General features: G+C 69.1%; 14 protein-coding genes. 8 read left to right on the forward strand and 6 right to left on the reverse strand.

All coding sequences use genetic code 11. The features are described from left to right. From ACKOQ4_RS04015 to ACKOQ4_RS04035, 5 genes are all read right to left on the reverse strand, one after another. Nucleotides 1-2,049: type I polyketide synthase (locus ACKOQ4_RS04015; RefSeq protein ID WP_526289062.1), on the reverse strand; the 2,049-nt coding region annotated here is incomplete at its 3' end. Beyond that, complete coding sequence (locus ACKOQ4_RS04020; RefSeq protein ID WP_526289064.1) at nucleotides 2,046-3,755, reverse strand: fatty-acid--AMP ligase; 1,710 nt, start codon at nucleotides 3,753-3,755, stop codon at nucleotides 2,046-2,048. The genes ACKOQ4_RS04015 and ACKOQ4_RS04020, both read right to left, overlap by 4 nt. Nucleotides 3,756-3,908: 153 nt before the next feature. Continuing rightward, on the reverse strand, nucleotides 3,909-4,610 hold the full coding sequence (locus ACKOQ4_RS04025) for a thioesterase II family protein (protein ID WP_526289066.1): 702 nt from the start codon (nucleotides 4,608-4,610) through the stop codon (nucleotides 3,909-3,911). A gap of 19 nt (nucleotides 4,611-4,629) precedes the next feature. After that, nucleotides 4,630-7,155: an arylsulfatase gene (locus tag ACKOQ4_RS04030; RefSeq protein WP_526289068.1), complete on the reverse strand. Its 2,526-nt coding sequence runs from the start codon at nucleotides 7,153-7,155 to the stop codon at nucleotides 4,630-4,632. Nucleotides 7,156-7,201: 46 nt separating this feature from the next. Then, nucleotides 7,202-8,563 carry a WS/DGAT/MGAT family O-acyltransferase gene (locus ACKOQ4_RS04035; RefSeq protein ID WP_526289070.1) on the reverse strand — a complete coding sequence of 454 codons (1,362 nt, stop codon included), beginning with the start codon at nucleotides 8,561-8,563 and terminating at the stop codon, nucleotides 7,202-7,204. A gap of 130 nt (nucleotides 8,564-8,693) precedes the next feature. On the opposite strand from ACKOQ4_RS04035, the gene ACKOQ4_RS04040 reads away from it, so the two are divergent. The 3 genes from ACKOQ4_RS04040 to ACKOQ4_RS04050 all read left to right on the forward strand — a co-directional run bounded on the left by ACKOQ4_RS04040 (nucleotide 8,694) and on the right by ACKOQ4_RS04050 (nucleotide 13,471). Next, on the forward strand, nucleotides 8,694-9,926 hold the full coding sequence (locus ACKOQ4_RS04040; protein ID WP_526289072.1) for a PucR family transcriptional regulator: 1,233 nt from the start codon (nucleotides 8,694-8,696) through the stop codon (nucleotides 9,924-9,926). A 129-nt stretch (nucleotides 9,927-10,055) separates the two neighbouring features. Then, the gene (locus ACKOQ4_RS04045; protein ID WP_526289074.1) at nucleotides 10,056-12,026 is read left to right on the forward strand and encodes an FAD-dependent oxidoreductase; all 1,971 of its coding nucleotides are present in this window, start codon (nucleotides 10,056-10,058) and stop codon (nucleotides 12,024-12,026) included. A gap of 8 nt (nucleotides 12,027-12,034) precedes the next feature. Next, the gene (locus ACKOQ4_RS04050) at nucleotides 12,035-13,471 is read left to right on the forward strand and encodes an aldehyde dehydrogenase family protein (RefSeq protein ID WP_526289076.1); all 1,437 of its coding nucleotides are present in this window, start codon (nucleotides 12,035-12,037) and stop codon (nucleotides 13,469-13,471) included. On the opposite strand, the gene ACKOQ4_RS04055 is transcribed toward ACKOQ4_RS04050, so the two are convergent. Then, nucleotides 13,468-14,316: a DUF3097 family protein gene (locus tag ACKOQ4_RS04055; RefSeq protein ID WP_526289078.1), complete on the reverse strand. Its 849-nt coding sequence runs from the start codon at nucleotides 14,314-14,316 to the stop codon at nucleotides 13,468-13,470. The genes ACKOQ4_RS04050 and ACKOQ4_RS04055 overlap by 4 nt on opposite strands. Nucleotides 14,317-14,469: 153 nt before the next feature. Between ACKOQ4_RS04055 and ACKOQ4_RS04060 the strand changes: the two genes are divergently transcribed. The 5 genes from ACKOQ4_RS04060 to ACKOQ4_RS04080 all read left to right on the forward strand — a co-directional run bounded on the left by ACKOQ4_RS04060 (nucleotide 14,470) and on the right by ACKOQ4_RS04080 (nucleotide 18,987). Continuing rightward, a complete protein-coding gene (locus ACKOQ4_RS04060; protein WP_526289080.1) occupies nucleotides 14,470-14,931 on the forward strand; it encodes a hypothetical protein in 462 nt (153 codons plus the stop codon). Then, a complete protein-coding gene (locus ACKOQ4_RS04065) occupies nucleotides 14,931-16,205 on the forward strand; it encodes an oxygenase MpaB family protein (RefSeq protein WP_526289082.1) in 1,275 nt (424 codons plus the stop codon). Before ACKOQ4_RS04060 ends, ACKOQ4_RS04065 begins: the two co-directional genes overlap by 1 nt. Nucleotides 16,206-16,207: 2 nt before the next feature. Then, nucleotides 16,208-16,900 (forward strand): peptidoglycan recognition protein family protein, encoded by a 693-nt coding sequence (locus tag ACKOQ4_RS04070; protein WP_526289084.1) that lies wholly within the window; start codon nucleotides 16,208-16,210, stop codon nucleotides 16,898-16,900. A gap of 36 nt (nucleotides 16,901-16,936) precedes the next feature. Continuing rightward, entirely contained in the window at nucleotides 16,937-18,406 is a 1,470-nt protein-coding gene (locus ACKOQ4_RS04075; protein WP_526289086.1) for a DUF1254 domain-containing protein, read from the forward strand. Nucleotides 18,407-18,477: 71 nt separating this feature from the next. Further along, complete coding sequence (locus tag ACKOQ4_RS04080; protein ID WP_526289088.1) at nucleotides 18,478-18,987, forward strand: SET domain-containing protein; 510 nt, start codon at nucleotides 18,478-18,480, stop codon at nucleotides 18,985-18,987. The last annotated feature ends 6 nt before the right edge of the window (nucleotides 18,988-18,993 follow it).

The following is an 18,993-nucleotide window of genomic DNA, read 5'->3' on the forward strand; positions in this document are numbered from 1 at the left end:
ACCGGAGGCCAGCACCTCGCGCAGCGAGAACCCCACCCGCTCGAGGAACGCCGGCTCCAACTCCTCCACCGCCGCGGCGAACGCCGGCTCCTCGGCCAGCAGCCGCCGGCCCATGCCCGCCCACTGCGAACCCTGACCGGAGTACACGAACACCGTTCCCGACCGGCACGGACCGGGATGCGGACCGGCCACACCGGGCGCGGACTGGCCGGCGGCCAGCGCCCGCAGACCCTCCACGGCGGCCGCCCGATCGCGGGCGCACACGGTGGCGAACACCCGGTGCCCGCCCCGGTGGTGGTTGAGGGTGTGCGCCAGCTGTTCCAGCGACACCCCCGCTCCGCCGGCGTCGAGCCACTCGGAGAGCATCCCGGCCAGCGAGGCCACCCGCTCCGGTGTCTTGCCCGAGACCACCAGCGTGGTCACCGCCGCGTGCTCGACGGGCTCCTCGGCCACCGGCGCCGGTGCCGGCGCCTGCTCGACGACGACGTGGGCGTTGGTTCCGCCGAAGCCGAACGAGGACACCCCGGCACGTCTCGGCCGGCCGTAATCCGGCCAATCAGTCTGCGCATCAACGACTTTCAGCCGCAAACTGTCGAACTGGATGTGCGGGTTGGGGTTCTGATAGCCGACCGTCGCCGGAATGGATCCGCGCTGGACGGCCAGCACCGCCTTGGCCAGGCCGGCGACGCCCGCGGCGGCCTCCATGTGGCCCAGGTTCGACTTCACCGAACCGATCAGCAATGGCTCGTCGGCCGCGCGCCCGCGGCCCAGCACCGACCCCAGCGCCCGCGCCTCGATCGGATCGCCCAGCAGCGTCCCGGTCCCGTGCGCCTCGATGTAGTCGACCTCGCGCACGTCGACACCCGCATCGGTGTAGGCCGAGCGCAGCACCGCCATCTGCGCAGCCGGGTTCGGCGCCATCAGACCGTTGGACCGGCCGTCCTGGTTGACCGCCGACCCGCGCAGCACCGCAAGCACCCGGTCTCCGTCGCGCACCGCGTCGGCGAGGCGCTTGAGGACGACCACCCCGGCGCCCTCGGCGCGTACGAACCCGTCGGCCGCCGCGTCGAAGGCGTGGCACGCCCCTGAGCGCGACATCACCTCGGCGACGTCGAAACTGCGGGTCGGAGCGGGGGTGAGCAGCACGTTGACGCCTGCCGCCAGCGCCATGTCCGACTCCCCCGAACGCAGGCTCTGGCAGGCCATGTGCACCGCCACCAGCGACGACGAGCAGGCGGTGTCCACCGTCACCGACGGTCCGCGCAAGTCGTAGAAGTACGACACCCGGTTGGCGATGATGCTCAGCGCACCGCCGGTGCCCGACCAGGCGTCCACCGCCGACAGGTCCGCACCGGACATGTACCCGTACTCGCCCAGGCAGGCGCCGGCGAACACGCCGGTCTGGGTGTGCCGCAGCGCCTGGGCCGGGATCCCGGCATGGTCGAGGGCTTCCTGGGTGACCTCCAGCAGCAGGCGCTGCTGGGGATCCATCTTGTCGGCCTCCCCGGCCGCGATCTCGAAGAACTCGGCGTCGAAGCCGGCGACGTCGTCGAGGAATCCGCCCCAGCGGGTCGTGGCCGCCAGCGCCGCGGACTCCTGAGCGGGTCCGCCCTCGAACACCTCCCAGCGATCCGCCGGCACCTCCCCGACCCCCGAGCGCTGGTCAACCATGAAGTCCCACAACGCATCCGGGCCCGAGACCCCGCCCGGGAAACGGCAGCCTATGCCGATCACCGCAATCGGTTCGCGCTCGCCCGGCACGCGGGCGCTGCCGGGGGTCTCAGGCACCCAGAGCGGTTCCACGTCTCCGCCGGTCAGATATTTGGCCAGCATGTTGACCGTGGGGTACTGCCAGAAGTCCACCGGCGACACCGCGCGGTCGAGCAGCTCCGAAAGTTCGCCGGTGAGGACGACCGCGTCCGCAGACCCCACCGCGAGGTCGTTGAGCATTGCGTCGCAGTCGATTTCGGCGGGACTCAGGCCGACCGTGTTGACCAGGTAGTCGACCAGCCAGTCCCGTAGGCCGTCCTCGTCCAGCCCTGAACTCACGGAGTGTCCAGCCGGCCGAACTCCCCCAGTCGGTAGCGGTCCGCGGTCGCGGCCCGTCGAACCTTGCCACTGGTCGTAATGGGAAGGGACCCCGGGCCCACCAGCACCAGGTCGCCGACCCGGATCCCGTGCACGGACCGGACCGCCGCACCGACCCGCTTCTTGAGGTCCCGCAGTTTCTCGGCGACCTCCTGCGGCGTGCCACCGGGCTGCTTGATCTCCGCGACGGCGACCAGCTTTTCGGTGGTGCCGTCCTCGATGGACACCGCGGCCACCCGGCCCGAGGTGATCTCCGAAACGGTGAACTCGATGTCCTCGGGGTAGTGGTTGCGCCCGTCGATGATCAGCAGATCCTTGATCCGGCCGATGATGAAAACCTCGCCCTCGAAGACGACGCCGAGGTCCCCGGTCCGCAGCCAGGGGCCCTTCGGGGTGCCCTCCGACGCCTTCGCCAGCTGGCCACCGAAGGTCTTGGCGGTCAGGTCCGGGTTGCGCCAGTAGCCGGTCGCCACCTGGTCGCCGCGAACCCAGATCTCACCGACCTCGCGGGCCGGCTTTTCCATCAGCGTCTCAGGGTCGACGATCCGCAGCTCGCAGGAGCGCGGCGCGCCGCAACCCACCAGCACCGAACCTCCCGCGGCGCACACCTCGGCGTGACCGGCGGCCAGCTTCTCGGAGTCGAAGCGCACCTCGGTGGGCGTGCGGTCGCCCGGTGAGGTGAGCACGTACACCGTCGCCTCGGCCAGGCCGTAGGACGACCGCAGGGTCTCCCTGGCCAGACCGAACTGTGCGAACCGGTCGTTGAAGCGGTCCAGGGTGCTCGGGTGGACGCGTTCGGCGCCGCTGATCAGGCCGAGGCAATCGCTGAGGTCGAGTCCTTCCATGTCGGCGTCGGAGGTGCGGCGGGCCGCCAGCTCATAGCCGAAATTCGGCGCGGCACTGAATGTGCCCTCGTGGATGGCCAACTGCTGGACCCAGCGGGCGGGCTTGAGCAGGAAGGCCATCGGACTCATCAGGACGGCGGGCCGGTCGGCCACGACGGGCCCGAGCACACCGATGACGAGCCCCATGTCGTGGTAGAAGGGCAGCCAGGAGACCAGCGTGAACTTCTCCGGAGCCTCGCCACCGACGTGGGAGGCGTAGTCGGTGGTGATCTGCTTGATGTTGGTGATGACGTTCTTGTACGTCAGGGCGACACCGGCGGGCTGACGCGTCGAGCCGGAGGTGTACTGGAGGTAGGCGGTCTTCGAGGCGGGGCCGATCGGAACCGGCCCGGGGGCCGGCGCCAGCGCGTCGACCTCGATGACCGTGACGTCGGCACCGGCGTAGGGCAGGACGTCGTTGACCGAACCCGTAGTGGTCAAGATCACTGACGGCGCGGAGTCGCGCAGCGCGCCGACCACCCTCTCGTCCAGCCCGCCGGGGGCGGGTACCGGCAGCGGAACGGCGATGAACCCGGCGTGCAGGGCGCCGAGGAAGGCCACGATGTAGTCCATGCCCTGGGGCGCCAGCACCGCGGCGCGGTCTCCCGGCGAACCGCTCACCGCAAGCTGTGCGGCGACTGCCTGAACACGCTGGTAGAGCTGATCCCAGGTGTAGGTCTCGATGAAACCTGCGGGATCGACGTCGTAGTCGATGAACCGGTACGCAACGTAGTCCGGCCGCTCTTCTGCCCTGAGTTTCAGCAGTTCAGGAATAGACAACATCTGTTCTCCGCCATCGCTAGTGAGCCCCCAAGGCCAAGCGTTCTCGGCATCGAAGGCTAACAAACTTTCGGGCTACCTCTTGCAACCCGACATGCTTTCCTGAGAGGAAGCTTAACACAGACCCGCCAAAATCCTTAACGTGAAGTCGGCGGATCAGCCCTGGCCGTACTCCCGGATCCGCGCCTCGATATCGGCGGCGAGTTCCGGCAGGTTGTCGTTGACGTAGAAGTGGTGACCCGGGAACGCCCGGACGGTGTACTCCCCCGTCGTCCGCTTCGACCACGGCATCACCCGTTCGGCGGTCGCGACCGGGTCCTCCTCGCCGCGGTAGGCCACGATGGGGCTGGACAGCGTCGCCTCCGGCTCGCAGTCGTAGGCCATGATCGCTTTGAATCCCCGCAATGTCGGCAGAATCCGGGCCGCGAACTCCTCGTTGTCCAGAAATTCGGGTTTCACCCCGACCATCTCGGCTACCGCTTCAAGCAGACCCCGGTCGGTCTCCGGGATGTACTCCTCGGCGATTCCGCCGGGCGCGGCGGAAGCCGACACGAAAAGGACCTCGATCGGGCGGCCGGCCTGTTCGAACCGGCGGGCGACCTCGAAGGCCACCAGTCCGCCCATGCTGTGCCCGAAGAACGCGACCTTCCCACCCGGCTCGGCCGGCAGCAGCTTGACCACCCGGTCGGCCAGCTCGGGGATGCTGGAGAACGACGTCAGATCGTGGGTGCCGCCTTTGCCGGGGTATTGCACGGCAACGCGCTTGAGCTCGCCGGTGAAGGCTTTGGCGAAGGGCACGTAGTACTTCGGCGACCCACCCGCGTGGGGGAAGATGTAGAGCGTCGTCTCGCCTGGCACCGTCCTAGGTTACCGCCGCTCAGTCGGTGGCGAAGGCGGCCTCCGCGTCCCGGTTGAGGTCGACGTAGGCCTTGTCGCTGACGTCGAAGGCGACGCCCTGGATGGTCCCGCCGGTGAAGGTGCCCGGATTCTTGTACTGCGCCGAGACGTTGTCGCCGCTGTCGTAACCCACGCACAACCCGTCGCCGGCCAGCGTGAACTTGCCGATCTGCGCCCGCATCGGGCCGTTGGTCACCGGCTTGCCGTCGACGTAGAGCGTCGCGGTGCCCAGCGACTCACCGTGCTCGCCGGCCCGCTCCCGCTTGAACTCCATGCCGAGAGTGTGCTTGCCGGGCGACAGGGGCGGGGAGACGAAGTCCTGCTCGGGCTTGATGCCCAGGAAGTTGTAGACGTAGTGCAGTTGCCCGCCCTTGATGAACATGGTGTGGCCGCCGAACCGCGAGCCGTGGGCGAAGATCACCCCGTCGGCGTCGTTGTTCAACTCGACGTTGGCGGCGATCTTGTACGACCGACCCCGAACGCTGACGGCCACGCCCTCCGGCACCGGAGCGGTGTCCGGGAAGTACGTGTAGCGATCCCGCGGAGGCTCTGACTGAGGCCGCGGGGTGCCGGCCTGCTCGACCGCCGAGCGGTCGTCGAGGGGCAGCACGAAGTTGTCCCGGGCCTCCTCGAACCAGGCGTCGATCAGTTCCTTGAGCTTGTCGGGATGCTGGTCGGCGACGTTGGTGGACTCCGAGCGGTCCTCCTCGACGTGGTAGAGCTCCCAGCGGTCGGCGTCGAAGTTGCCCTTGTTGCTCAGCGGCGCGTGCAGCGCCGCCGCCTTCCAGCCGTCCTGCCAGATGCCGCGAGTGCCCAGCATCGCGTAGTACTGCCGTTTGCGGGTGGTGGCGGCATTGGCGTCGTCGAAGCTGTAGCGCATCGAGACCCCGTTGAGCGGGTACTGCTTGATGCCCTTGTACTCCTCGGGCATCTGCAGGCCGGCCACGTCGAGCACGGTGGCGGCGACATCGGTGGCGTGGTGATACTGCTGGCGCACTTCACCTCTGGCCTTGATGCCCTTGGGCCAGGAGATCACCATCGGGTCGCAGGTGCCGCCGGCGAACTGCGCGTAGCGCTTGAACATCTGGAACGGGGTGGAGAACGCCGTCGCCCAGCCCGTCGGGTAGTGGTTGTAGGTGTCCGGGCTGCCCAGCGTCGCCAGATACTTCATGTTCTCCGACAGTTCGTCGGGGTAGCCGTTGAAGAACTTGTTCTCATTCACCGACCCGTTCGGCGAGCCCTCCCCCGAGGCGCCGTTGTCGGCGCAGTAGAAGATGATCGTGTTGTCCAACTGCCCGGTCTGCTCCAGGTAGTCGACGATCCGGCCGACCTGGGCGTCGGTGTACTCCGAGAACCCGGCGTACACCTCGGCCATCCGGGAGAACAATTTCTTCTCGTCGGCGTTGAGCGAATCCCACGGCCGCACAGCGTCGTTGGCCGCCGCGACATCCTCGGGCAGCGGGTTGATCGGGGTGAGCTTGGTGTCCTTGGGGAAGATCCCCTTCTCGATCATCCTGGGCAGCACCCAGTCCCGGTAGGCCTCATAGCCGTCGTCGAACTTGCCCGTGTACTTGTCGATGTACTCCTGCGGAGAGTGGTGCGGCGCGTGATTGGCGCCGGGGCAGAACCACATGTACCACGGTTTGGACGGGTTGGTCGCCTTCTGGTCGCGCAGCATCCGGATCGCCTGGTCGGTCAGGTCCTTTGACAGGTGGTAACCCTCCTCGGGCCCGTAGGGCTGCTCGACGAAGCGGTTGTCCTCGACCAGGTCCGGGAACCACTGGTTGGTCTCCCCGCCCAGGAACCCGTAGAACCGGTCGAAGCCCTTCTGCAGCGGCCACTCCGACTTGCTGCCGCCGCTGGAGACGTCCTCCTCGGGCACGTTGTGGTTCTTGCCGATCCAGAAGGTGCTGTAGCCGTTGTCCTGCAGCACCTGCCCGACGGTGGCGCACTGCGCCGGCAGCCGCGCGGCCATGCCCGGAAAACCGTTGGAGCCCTCGGTGATCGAGCCGGAGCGATTGACGTGCTGGCTTCGCCCGGTCAGGAAGCACGAACGCGTGGGCGAGCACAGCGCGGTGGTGTGCCACTGGGTGTACATGATCCCGTTGTCGGCCAGCTTCTGCATGACCGGCATGTTGATCCGCCCGCCGTAGGGCGACCACGCCGCCAGGCCGGTGTCGTCGTAGAGCACCACCAGGATGTTGGGCGCACCCTCGGGGGCCTTCTTCAGTTCGAAGGGCTTCCAGTCGGCGGTGGAGTCGCGGATGTCGAGTTCGATCTTGCCGTCGAAACCCTCGTTGATACCGGTGCCGTAGCCCGGGGGGCCGTCGCCGCCGCTGGCCGCACCGCCGCCGCCGCTCTTCTTGTCGCATCCGGCGGCCAGTGCCGACGCCGCGGCAGCACCCACACCGGCGGCCAGGCCGCCGAGGACTTTGCGCCTGGACAGCCCCCCGCTGCCTGGTTGCTCGCTCCCGGTGTCGACGCTATCGGTCCCGGTGTCTTCCATGCAGATGTCTCTTTCCTGGTTTGCTCTTGTTGTCGCGCAACGGAACTTACTCGAGTTCAGCCAGGCTGTCCTCGAGATAGTCGAGAAGCCGCTGCAGTTTCGGGACCGCGAGCCGGCATCCCACCAGACCGAACTCCAGATGGTTGGCATAGCTCAGGCAGGTGATGTTCAGCGCCTGGTTCTCGGTCGGGATCGACAGCGGATAGATCGCCTCCAGTTCGGCGCCGTTCCAGTACAGCCGCTCACGCGGACCGGGCACATTGGAGATCAGCACGTTGTAGGGCGGCGGTGCGGCCGAGGATCCCGGAATCCTGGTCAGCGCTGACGGCCCCACGGCGGTGAGCACACCCAGCGCGGCCAGCTGCAGTCCCGGCCGATCGGCCATCACCTCTTTGGTGGCGCGCATCGAAGAGTTGATCGCCTCCAGCCGGTCGTCAGCGTCGTCCAGGTGGGTGGCGAGATTGCACAGCACGAACGTGATCGCGTTGCCCTCCCCGTCGCCGCTGCCCCCGGTTCGCATCGACACCGGAACCGACGCGATCAGCGGATCGTCCGGCAGCGCGTCATTGGCGATCAGGTACCGGCGCAGCGCGCCTGCGCTCATCGCCAGCACGACGTCGTTGAGGGTGACCCCGCGCGCCTTGGCCACCTTGAGCACCCGCGCGATGTCCCAGGACTGTGTCGCCACCCGGCGCGATCCGCTGATCGGCTTGTTGAGCATGCTGCGCGGCGCCGCGTAGGGCAGCACCGCTGTCTGGTCCTTCAGCGCAGCCCGGCCGTATTCGGCCAGCATCGACCCCATCCCGCGAAATCCCATCAACGACCGGCCGGCGTGGCGGAACGTCTCGATCGGGTTGCCGACCCGCCGCTTCGCCGCCGGCCGAGGCGCCTGCCCGTCCGGAGACCACATCGGCGGGCGGCCCCGCGCGTCCGGATCGGCGCTGCAGGACCCCAGCACCTTTCTGGTCAGGGTGATGCCGTCGGCGAGCGCGTGATGGCACTTGGCGTATGACGCGAAGCGCCCGTCGGCCAGCCCCTCGATCAGGTGGTACTCCCACAGCGGGCGGTGCCGGTCGAGCAGGCTGCCGTGCAGGCGCGAGATCAGTTCCAGCAATTCCCGCACCCGGCCCGGGCGCGGCAGCGCCGAGCGGCGCACGTGATATTCGATGTCGACGTCGGTCTCGGTCTTCCACCACAGGTTGCCCAGCGACTCCACCGGGTCGCGGGGCCGGCGGGCGAAGATCGGCGACACCGCGGTGTAGGTCAGCAACTCGCGGTAGAGGGTGCCGACGTACTCCTCGTCGCTGCCCGCGGGCGGACGGAATAGTTGCAGCCCCCCGACGTGCATCGGGTGTTCACGGGCCTCCTGGATCAGGAAGGCCGCATCCAGCGGCGCGATCATGCCCATCTTCGGGGTTTGCCTTTCATCGCACTGGTCGGCCTGCTAGACAGAGTGGTGTGCGCCGGAGCCCGCGTCTTGGCTAAGAAAGAGAAGTAATCCGGTGCCCTTGTCGCACCGGACAAAGGGGGGTGGACGGTTGACCGGTCCCGAAGCAGCCGCCGCCGAGAAGTGGCTTCGCGAGTTCGCCCGCGCCGCCGAAAGTTCGGACGCGCTCGACCTGCTCGTCAAGGCCATCGACGACGACATCGTCGGCGAATTGCCCGAGTTCGCCGACCCGGCCCTGCGGGCCGACCTGCACGCCAGCACGCGGGCGCACTGGAAGGGCTTCCTTCCCCTGATCACCCGGGAATCCATCGAGGTCCGGCCCGCTCCGCAAATCCACGACCTGGCCCGGACCCTGGCCCGCCGCGGATTCGAACTTCCGCTGCTGCTGTCGGTGTACCGGATCGGACAGCGCGCGACGTGGCAGTACATCACCGGTCTGCTGCAGACCGAGGTGTCCGACCCGGCCCTGCGTTCGGCGGTCCTGCTGCGGTTCTGGACGCAGGCGGCCTACTGGATCGACTCCACCGTGGAGTCGCTGATCGTCACGTTCACCGCGGAACGCGAACAGTGGCAGCGCGGGGCGCTGGCCCGGCGGGCCGCGATCGTGAAATCCATCCTGGCCGGGCAGTCGGTCGACCTGGACGCCTCGATCACCGCGCTGGCCTACCCGCTGCGCCAGTTTCACACCGCGTTCACGCTGCTGGTGGATGAGAAGATTCCGGAGTCCGAAGTCCAGCACCTGATAGAGGTCGCCGCCCGGACGATGGCCGCCACCCTGTCGGGCGGCCAGCCCCTCATCGTCTCAAGCGCCGCGCGCGCCGCGTGGTGCTGGACCGCCAGCCCGTGCGGCACCGAGCCCGCGGCCGCCTGGCAGTACGACGACCTTCCCCGGTTCGTCCGGGCGACCGTCGGGAACACCCACCGCGGGCTGGCGGGCTTCCGGCTCAGTCACAGCGAGGCCGTCGCCGCGCTGGCGGTCGCGGAACGCATCGACGCCGACGTGGTGCGCTTCGCCGATGTCGAACTGGCCTGCCTGGCAGCCGGAGTCGTCAGCCACGAGGGCAGGTCGGCCTTCGTCAGACGGGAGTTGGCGCACCTCGCCGAATCCGACGAGGCCACCGAGCGGATTCGCGAGACGCTGCAGATCTATCTCAGGCAGGGCGGCGACGCGGCGATCACCGGTGACCTGCTGAGCCTGCATCCCAACACCGTGCGCTACCGCGTCCGGCAGGCCGAGAAGAAGCTGGGCCATCCGATCCAGCACCGCCGCGTCCAGATCGAACTGGCACTGGAAATCATGAACGTCCTGGGAATCGAGCACTGACGCCGACAATCCGGCTTTTCCTTTTTGTTCCGCCCGACATTGACCCCGCCGCGATCCGGGCGAAGCGTTACCGGCTACCGCGTCGCGGCTCACCGCGGACGACCGGCCTCGGGCGAGGGAGGAACAACCATGGCAGCGCAACTTTCCGACAACCAACGGGCCGTCCTGCGGGCACTGGCAGACGCCGTGGTGCCGTCGCTGCCGCGCGACGACGACCCCACCGGGTTCTGGGCTGCCAGCGGCAGCGATCTGGGGGCCGACGCGGCTGTCGCCGAGGTGATCGGCGGGCTGCCCGACGAGCACCGGATCGGGCTGCTCAGCCTGCTCGACGGAATGCATGTGATGGGCTTCGCCACCGGGTCGCAGCGATCCCGCGAGCAGGTGATCCGCAACGTCGCGCTGATGGGCGCCGCCCCGGCCGCGGGGATCAAAGCCCTGACCTCGCTGACCGCGGCCATGGCCTACGCCGCCCCGAACCCCGACACCGGCGTCAACCCGGCCTGGCGGGTGTTCGGCTACGACGGGCCGCCGCGGACAGCACCCGGCGGCCCCGAGCCGCTGCCGACCTTCACGCCCACCGAGTCCTCCCTGTCGGCCGACGTGTGCATCGTCGGCTCCGGGGCCGGCGGCGGCCTGATCGCGGGAGTGCTGGCCGAGGCGGGCCTGAACGTCGTCGTGCTGGAAGCCGGCCAGTCGCGCAACGAGGCCGACTTCGCGGGGTACGAGCTACTCGCCTATCAGCAACTGTTCTGGCGCGGCGGGGTCAACACCACCGCGGACATGAACGTCAGCGTGCTCGCCGCCTCGACCCTGGGCGGCGGCCCCACGGTCAACTGGTCCAACTGCCTGCGCACGCCGGAGTGGGTACGCAGTCAGTGGGCAGAGGAATTCGGGCTCAAGGACGTCGCGACATCGGAATTCGACGATCACATCGACGCGGTCTGGCAGCGTCTGGGCGTCAACGGCGACTGCTCGGATCTGAACGGCCCGCATCTGCGGATGCGCGCCGGCGCCGAGGCACTGGGCTGGTCGTTCAAGACCCTGACCCGCAACGCAGACCCTCAGACCTATTCGCCGGACTCGGCCGGCCACATCGGCTTCGGTGACCGCTCCGGTTCCAAACGCGACGTCCGGCACACCTATCTGCGCGATGCCGTCGAGGCCGGCGGGAAGGTGATCGTCGGCTGCGCGGCCAAGCGGGTGCTGGTCGAGAACGGCCGCGCCGCCGGCGTCGAGGCCGTATACACCGACCCCGCGACGGGCACGACGAGCGAGCTGACCGTCAAGGCCCCACGGGTGGTGGTCGCGTGCGGCTCGCTGGAATCCCCCGCGCTGCTGCTGCGTTCCGGGATCGGCGGCCCGGCGGTGGGCAAGTACCTGCACCTGCATCCGGTGGTCGGTTTCCTCGGCATCTACCCGGACGAGACCAACCCGTGGTGGGGGGCGCCGATGACCGCCATGGTCGACGAGTTCGCCAACGTCAAAGACGGGCACGGTTTCCTGATCCAGAACGCGCAATGGTCGCCGTCGGTCATCGTCGCCGGCATGGCGCGGGGCTCCGGCGCCGAGCACAAGGAAACCGTCGCCAAGCTCGGCCGTGCGGCGTTCCTGATCGCCTTCCCGCGCGACCGCGGGCACGGCACGGTCACCATCGACGACCACGGCAACGCGGTGGTCAACTACTCGATGACCGACGAGGTAGATCTACTGGTCGCTCACACCTCCATCGAGAAGCAGATCCGGCTGCACCACGCCGCCGGCGCCGACGAGATCATCCCGTTCGGGTCGATCACCCGGCGCTGGAGGCGCGGGGAGGACCTTGAGGCGTTCATCACGGCGATACAGAACGTGCCGCTGCGGGCCGGGGGCTTGCAGCTCTTCTCGGCGCACCAGATGAGCAGTTGCCGGCTGGGCAGCGATCCGCAGACCTCGGTGGCCGACCCGTCCGGCGAATTGCACGACACCCCCGGGGTTTACATCGGCGACGCCAGCGGCATGCCGACCGCCAGCGGCACCAATCCGATGATCTCGGCGATGTCGCTGGCGCATCGCACCGCCACACACATCGCCGACGAAGCCAAGTCCGCCGTCAACGCCTGAGGAGCATCATGACGTCAACCCTGTCCAACGCGGTTCATGACCGCCTCTACATCGGCGGGCAATGGGTCCCGGCCAGTACACCCGAGACCCTCTCGGTGATCAATCCCTACACCGAGGAAGTGATCGGCACCATTCCGGCCGGCGACGCCACCGACGTGGATCGGGCCGTCGCCGCCGCCAGGGAAGCGTTCCCGGGGTGGACGGCCACGCCGGTCGCGGAGCGGATCGACCTGCTCGACGCGGTGGCCGCCCGGCTGTCCGACCGCGGCGACGAACTGGCCGCCGTCATCTGCAGTGAGGTCGGCACGCCGATAACGCTGGCCCGTCTCATCCAGGTCGGCCTGCCCACGATGTCCTTTGCCTCGATGCGGGGTCTGGTGAGCGACATGGCGTTCGAGGAGGAGATCGGCAACTCGCTGGTGGTCCGCGAGCCGGTCGGGGTGGTCGCGGCGATCGCACCGTGGAACTACCCGCTGCACCAGATGGCCGCCAAGCTCGCCCCGGCTCTGGCCGCCGGCTGCACGGCGGTGATCAAACCGTCCGAGGTCACCCCGCTATCGACGTACGTGTTGATGGAGATCCTCGACGAGGTCGGCCTGCCGCCGGGTGTGGTGAACATGGTGACCGGCCTGGGCACCGTCATCGGCGAGGCGATGATCGGCCACCCGGGTGTGGACATGGTGACCTTCACCGGTTCGGAGGGGGTCGGCCGGCACATCGGCGAGGTGACCGGCCGCAACCTGGTGCCGTCCTCGCTGGAACTGGGCGGCAAGTCGGCCTGCATCGTCCTCGACGACGCCGACCTCGAACTGGCCATCTCCTCGGGCATGACCCGCTGTCTGCTGAACTCCGGGCAGACCTGCATCGCGCAGACCCGACTGCTGGTCCCCCGATCCAGACTCGCCGAAGCCGAGGCGATCGCCACGGCGGTGGCGCAGGCCCACACCATGGGCGACCCGTCCGACCCGGCAACGCTGCTGGGTCCGATGGTGACCGCCCAGCACCGGGAACGGGTCCGCCAACATATCCGAGGCGCCATCGACGACGGCGCTCGGCTGATCCTCGGCGGACCGGACGCGCCGGAGGGTTTGAGCACGGGTTTCTTCGTGGCGCCGACGATCTTCTCCGATGTGACCTCGGACATGAAGATCGCCCAGGAAGAGGTGTTCGGACCGGTGCTGGTGATCCTGGCCTACGACGACGAGGACGACGCCGTTCGCATAGCCAACGACACCCGCTTCGGCCTGTCCGGGGCGGTGTGGTCCGGCGACGAGGACCGCGCCATGCGGGTGGCCCGCCGCATTCGCACCGGACAGATCGACGTCAACGGCGGGGCGTTCAACCCGTGCGCCCCGTTCGGCGGGGTCGGCGCGTCCGGGCACGGCCGGGAGTTGGGCCCGCACGGGCTCGAGGAGTTCTTCTACCTGAAGTCCATTCAGCGCTAGTCGGATTCGGCACCGGTCACGAAGTCGATCAGCTCCTCGACCCGGCCGATCAGTTCCGGCGCCAGATCGTTCCAGTCCCGCACCGAACCGCGGATCCGCCGCCAGGCCCGCGCGATGTCGGCCCGGTCGCGGTGCGGCCAGCCCAGCGCCTGACAGATTCCGGTCTTCCACTCCGTCGTTCGGGGCACCGCCGGCCACGCCGCCAGTCCCACCCGGGCCGGCTTGACGGCCTGCCAGATGTCGACGAACGGGTGCCCGACCACCAGGGTGTGCACGCCGCCGGGGACGCGGCGCACCGCCTCGGCGATCCGGGCCTCCTTGGAACCCGGGACCAGGTGGTCGACCAGCACGCCGAGGCGCCTGCCGGGCCCCGGCCGGAACTCCCGCACAACCTCGGCCAGGTCGTCGACGCCGCCGAGGTACTCCACGACCACGCCTTCGACCCGAAGGTCGTCGCCCCATACCTGCTCGACCAGTTCGGCGTCGTGGCGGCCCTCGACGTAGATCCGTCCGGCAAGAGCTGTACGGGCCTCGGCGCCGACGACTTTCACCGAACCGGAGGCGGTGCGCTGCTGGCGGCCCGCTCGGGCCGGGCGGCGCGGAGCGGTCAGGATCACCGGCTTACCGTCGACCAGAAACCCGGGGCCGAGCGGGAACACCCGAACACGGCCACGGCGGTCCTCGAGTTCGACGCGGCCGCCCTCGACCCGGATGACGGCCCCGACGTAGCCGCAGACCGATTCCTCCACGACCAGTCCAGGCTCGGCGCAGCACTCGACCGGTCGGGGCTTTGCGGGACGGTGCGGGTTGGAGGCGAGCACGTCGGCGCCATAGCGGTCGGGCACCCGGCGATGGTAGGGCAACACCGGAGCCGTCGCGGGCGGCCCACGCCGCCGGGGTTCACACCGATTCGGCGTCGTTCGCTCCCGAGGACGGCCGCACACGCGCCGCGCCGGGAAGCGCCTCGCCGGGCCCAACCACCGGTACGCTGGGAAGCCATGAACCGCAGCGTCAGCGCCATCGCCGGATTTGCCACGATCACCGTAGCCACACTGGCGGGATGCTCCGCCGACAAGGCGACGCCGGCGGCGGTGGGAGCGCCGTTCCCGGCCAGTCCCGCCACGTCCAGCAGTCCCATGGTCGGCGGAATGACGGAGTGCACGAAGGCCGCGCTCGCCGGGCCGGCTCTGGCGGCCGCCCAGGCCCTGGGCCCGGACAACCTCTACACCGTCGATCAGTTGAACTGCGCCGACGGCTGGGCGGTCACCGGCGGGGTCCTGGCCGGCAAGGGCAACCCCGACATGGGCGCGCCCACCTCCTTCGTCTTCGAGCAGGAGGGGCAGTTCTGGGTTCCCAAGGACAAGGCCCAGGTCTGCGGCACCAACCCGACCACCACCACCGCGCCCGCCGACGCGCAGATCCCGGCGGCGCTCTACCTGCCCGGGTGCGCGGCCGGCTGATGACCGCGGTCGTCGACCCGCCGCTGTTCCGGGAGTTTCCGTTCAACCTCGGCCTGCGCCTGCTGGCACCCGGCGACGTCCGGCCGACACCGGAGCAGCGCGAGCGCTACCGGCGGTTCACCGAGATGGGCGACCCGCCGGCCGACGACCTGGTCGCGGCCTTCCGGCGGCTACCCGCCGGGGCCGGCCGGGCCCAGTTCGAGGATGCCCTCGAGCACGGGATCGGCGCCGTCGCCGAGCCGCTGCCCGAACTGGTGGCGCTCTTCGATCAGGTCGACGCCCGGCCGTACTGGGTGGACCAGGACAAGCTCGACCACGCCACCCGGGTCGCGGCCCGCATCGGGGCGGTCGCGGGCTTCACCTCGATGGCGATGCTGTCCCTGATGGGCGGGTATCTGGCGTCACGCGCGGACAAGGCGCTGGTGGCCACCGGGGACCTGGAGGGCATGGCGCCGCGCCGACTGGCCGAGACGCTGTCCTGGACCGTCGACGTCACCGCCCCCGGGGCGCTGGAGCGCTTCGCCCGCGGATTCACCGGCACCATGCGGGTACGTCTGATGCACGCCATGGTGCGCGCGGGGATGAGCCGGCGGCCCGACTGGGACTTCGACGACTGGGACCATCCGGTGAACCAGTCCACCATGGCGGGGACGCTGATGCTGTTCTCCCTCGGCAACATCGTGGGCTCGCAGGCGCTGGGTGTGCAGTTCAACCGCCGCGACAAGGACGCCCTCTACCACCTCTGGCGCTACGTCGGCTTCCTGCTCGGCGTCGACGCCGAGTTGCTGCCGGCCGACGAAGCAGACACCTGGCGGCTGCTGTGGCTGCAGGCCGACTACGAGTTCCGGCCCGACCAGGACTCCACCCGGCTGGCGCAGGCGCTGCGCACGGCAGTCGGACCGCTGCTGATCGGCAACAGCAGCAATCCGCTGGCGCAGGCCGGCCGGGCGGTGACCACCGAATTGCTCTGCGCCTACAGCAGATTGATCCTGGGCGGCGCCAATGCCGACGCCCTGAGGCTCCCCGACAACAAGGCCGCGCAACTAATCGTCGCAGGCGCGGCAACCACCGGATTCGCTGTGCGCTATCCGCTGCGGATGGTTCCGGGTCTGACCCGGGTGCGGGAACTCGTCGGCCGGCGCAATATCGAGGCCCTCGCCGCCCACGCGATGGCGCAGCACCGCGGCGATCGCAGCTTCCGTCGCCATGACGGGCTGGCCGCTCCCGCCGCCCGCTCTCGACGAGCGGGGTCCGCACGCCCCGGATCCCGCTGAGCATGGCCGATCTGACCCGCAGGGACACCCTGAGGCTGGCCGGCGGCCTGGGACTGGCGGCGATGACGCAGACCGCTCTGCCGACGGTCGCATCCGCGGCGCCCACAACGGTTTCCGGCGTCATGCTCGGCCGGGACGCCTGGGGCGCGCGGCCGCCCCGGTCCGGCGGCCGGCCGCACACCATCGACCGCATGACGATCCACCCCTCGGCCGTGGCGCTCCCCGACAACCGCGTCATCGCCGCGCGCCTGCGCCAACACCAGCGCTACCACCAGGACGACAAGGGCTGGGTCGACATCGCCTATCACGCGGCGGTCGACAGGCGCGGGAACATCTTCGCGCTGCGCAGCACCGCGATCGCCGGAGACACCGCCACCGATTACGACACTACCGGCCACTTCCTCATCCTGTGCGAGGGAGACTTCGACGACGAGACCGTCACCGAGGCGCAACTCGAGGGTGCCGCACTGGTTGGCGCCTGGGCCACAAGACAATTCGGGATTTCGTCGGCCACGCTGGCAAGCCATCGCGAGGTCACCGCGGTCACCTCATGTCCAGGCCGGAACCTCGAGGAACACGTGGCCTCCGGTGACCTCAAGAGCCGGATCGACACGCTGATCGCGGGCGGCTTCCAATTGACCCCGGTCTCCGGGCCGCAGGCCGCGGCGATCGTGGCCGGCATCGAATCGGGCTAGGGCCGAACCTCGATCGAGGCATGAGAAGATCCCCGGGTGAACCGATACCGGACCCCACGCCGGGTGCTCGCCGCATCTGTCGCCGCCACCCTGCTGGCCTCGCTGACGGGATGCGCTCCGCGGGGCACCGACGGCGGATCCGCCCAGTCCGAAACCCGCGCCACCGACGCGAAGTCCGAGGAGAACTGGGCGTACTCGGTGGGTGTGCAGAACTACGTCTTCGGCCTGCCGCTGACGGTCTTCGAGCGCGAGTACAGCCTTCGGCTGGATCCGGCCGAGGTCGAGAAGGCCAAGAAGTACGCTCCGGCCGCGCCGCTCAATCAGGTCGGACACATGAAGGCTCTCGCCACCGCCGACGACGTCATGCCCTATACCCCCAACAACGACACCGTCTACAGCGGCGCGGTGCTGGATGTGCGGGACCAACCGGTGATCCTGACCGTCCCGACCATCACCGACCGGTACTGGTCGGTGGAGGTCGCAGACGCCTACACCAACAACCTGTTCTATCTGGGCACCCGCGCCACCGGCGGAATGGGCGGGGACCACGCGTTCGTCGGGCCGAGCTGGCAGGGCACGCTGCCGGCGGGGGTGAGAGAGCACCGGGTGCCGACCGATGGCGTGATGGCGGCGATCCGCATCGGGGTGATCCCCGGCGATACCGCCGACCTGTCCAGGGTCAACGCGCTGCAGGAGCAGTTCACGCTGACCTCGCTGTCGAACTGGAGCGACCCTGCCAAGCACGGCCAGGCAGTGGCTCCCAAACAGGCGCGCCCGCACTACACCGGTGAGCTGGCCTACTTTCAGACCCTCGCCGACCTGCTGACCGAGAACCCTCCGCCGCCCGGCAACGAGGCGGCGGTGGAGGTGCTGCGCCGCGGCGGGATCACCGTCGGAAAGCCGATGGACGTCAACACCCTCAGCGAGCCGATGCGCGCGGGCCTGGCCCGGGCCGCCGCCGACGGACCCGAGATCATGAAGTGGAAGGTGAAATACCGCGGCACCCCCTACCCCACCCGGTGGAACAACCTCCGGCCCGGCGACTACGGCGTGGACTACTTCGACCGCGCTGCGGGCGCCCTGGAGGGTTTATTCGTCCACGACCGCGACGAGGCGGAGTATTTCAGCACCTACGAGGACGGCTCAGGCCAGTTGTTCGACGGCAGGCAGACCTACAGGCTGCACTTCGACGCGGACCGGATTCCACCGACACTGCCGGGGGGCTTCTGGTCAATCACGATGTACGGCACTGACTTTCAGTTGGTGAAGAACCCGATCAACCGGTTCTCGATCGGCGACCGCACACCCGGGCTGACCAGGAACGCCGACGGCTCCCTGGACATCTACATCCAGAGCGCCGAGCCGGCGGGGCATGCCGGCAACTGGCTGCCCTCACCGCCGGACGGGTTGTTCCGGTTGAACTACCGGATCTATCTGCCCGAAGGCGACGCCAAGGATCCCGAACGTCTGGTCAAGTACCTGCCGCCGGTGGTGCCAACCAGCTGAAGGCTCGCCGGTTGCGGGCATCGCGGCGGGATGGCCTTAACATCGGGGCGGACAACGGGAGGTACGTGCGGATGGACTACAACTGGCTGAGCCCCAGAGCGGAGGCTCGACCGGCCGGCGAGAAGGGCTGGGGCGCTTTCGCCGTGGAGCCCATTCCCGCCGGAGAGACCGTGGCGGCGTTCGGCGGCTGGATCGTCCCGCTGGCCGTGCTGGAGACGCTCAGCCACGACCGGCAGAGCCGGTCGATCCAGGTGGACGCCGACCTCTACCTGGTCTCCGCGGAGACCCCGGAACCGGGCGACATGCTCAACCACTCGTGCGAACCCAACTGCGGGCTGCTCGGGCAGATGCTGCTCGTGGCGATGCGCGACATCCAGCCCGGGGAGGAACTGGCCTTCGACTACGCCATGTGCGACGCCGGTGACTACGACGAGTTCCGCTGCCTGTGCGGCGTGCCGACGTGTCGGGAAATCGTCACCGGCTCGGACTGGCGTGACCCGGAGATTCAAGACAGGTATGCCGGCTGGTTCTCTCCCTACCTGGCGCGCCGGATCGCCGCGCTGCCGACCCGACGGCACTAGGAGAGC

It is taken from the genome of Mycobacterium sp., from assembly GCF_046095365.1.
In the GTDB taxonomy this organism is placed as follows: Bacteria; Actinomycetota; Actinomycetes; order Mycobacteriales; family Mycobacteriaceae; genus Mycobacterium.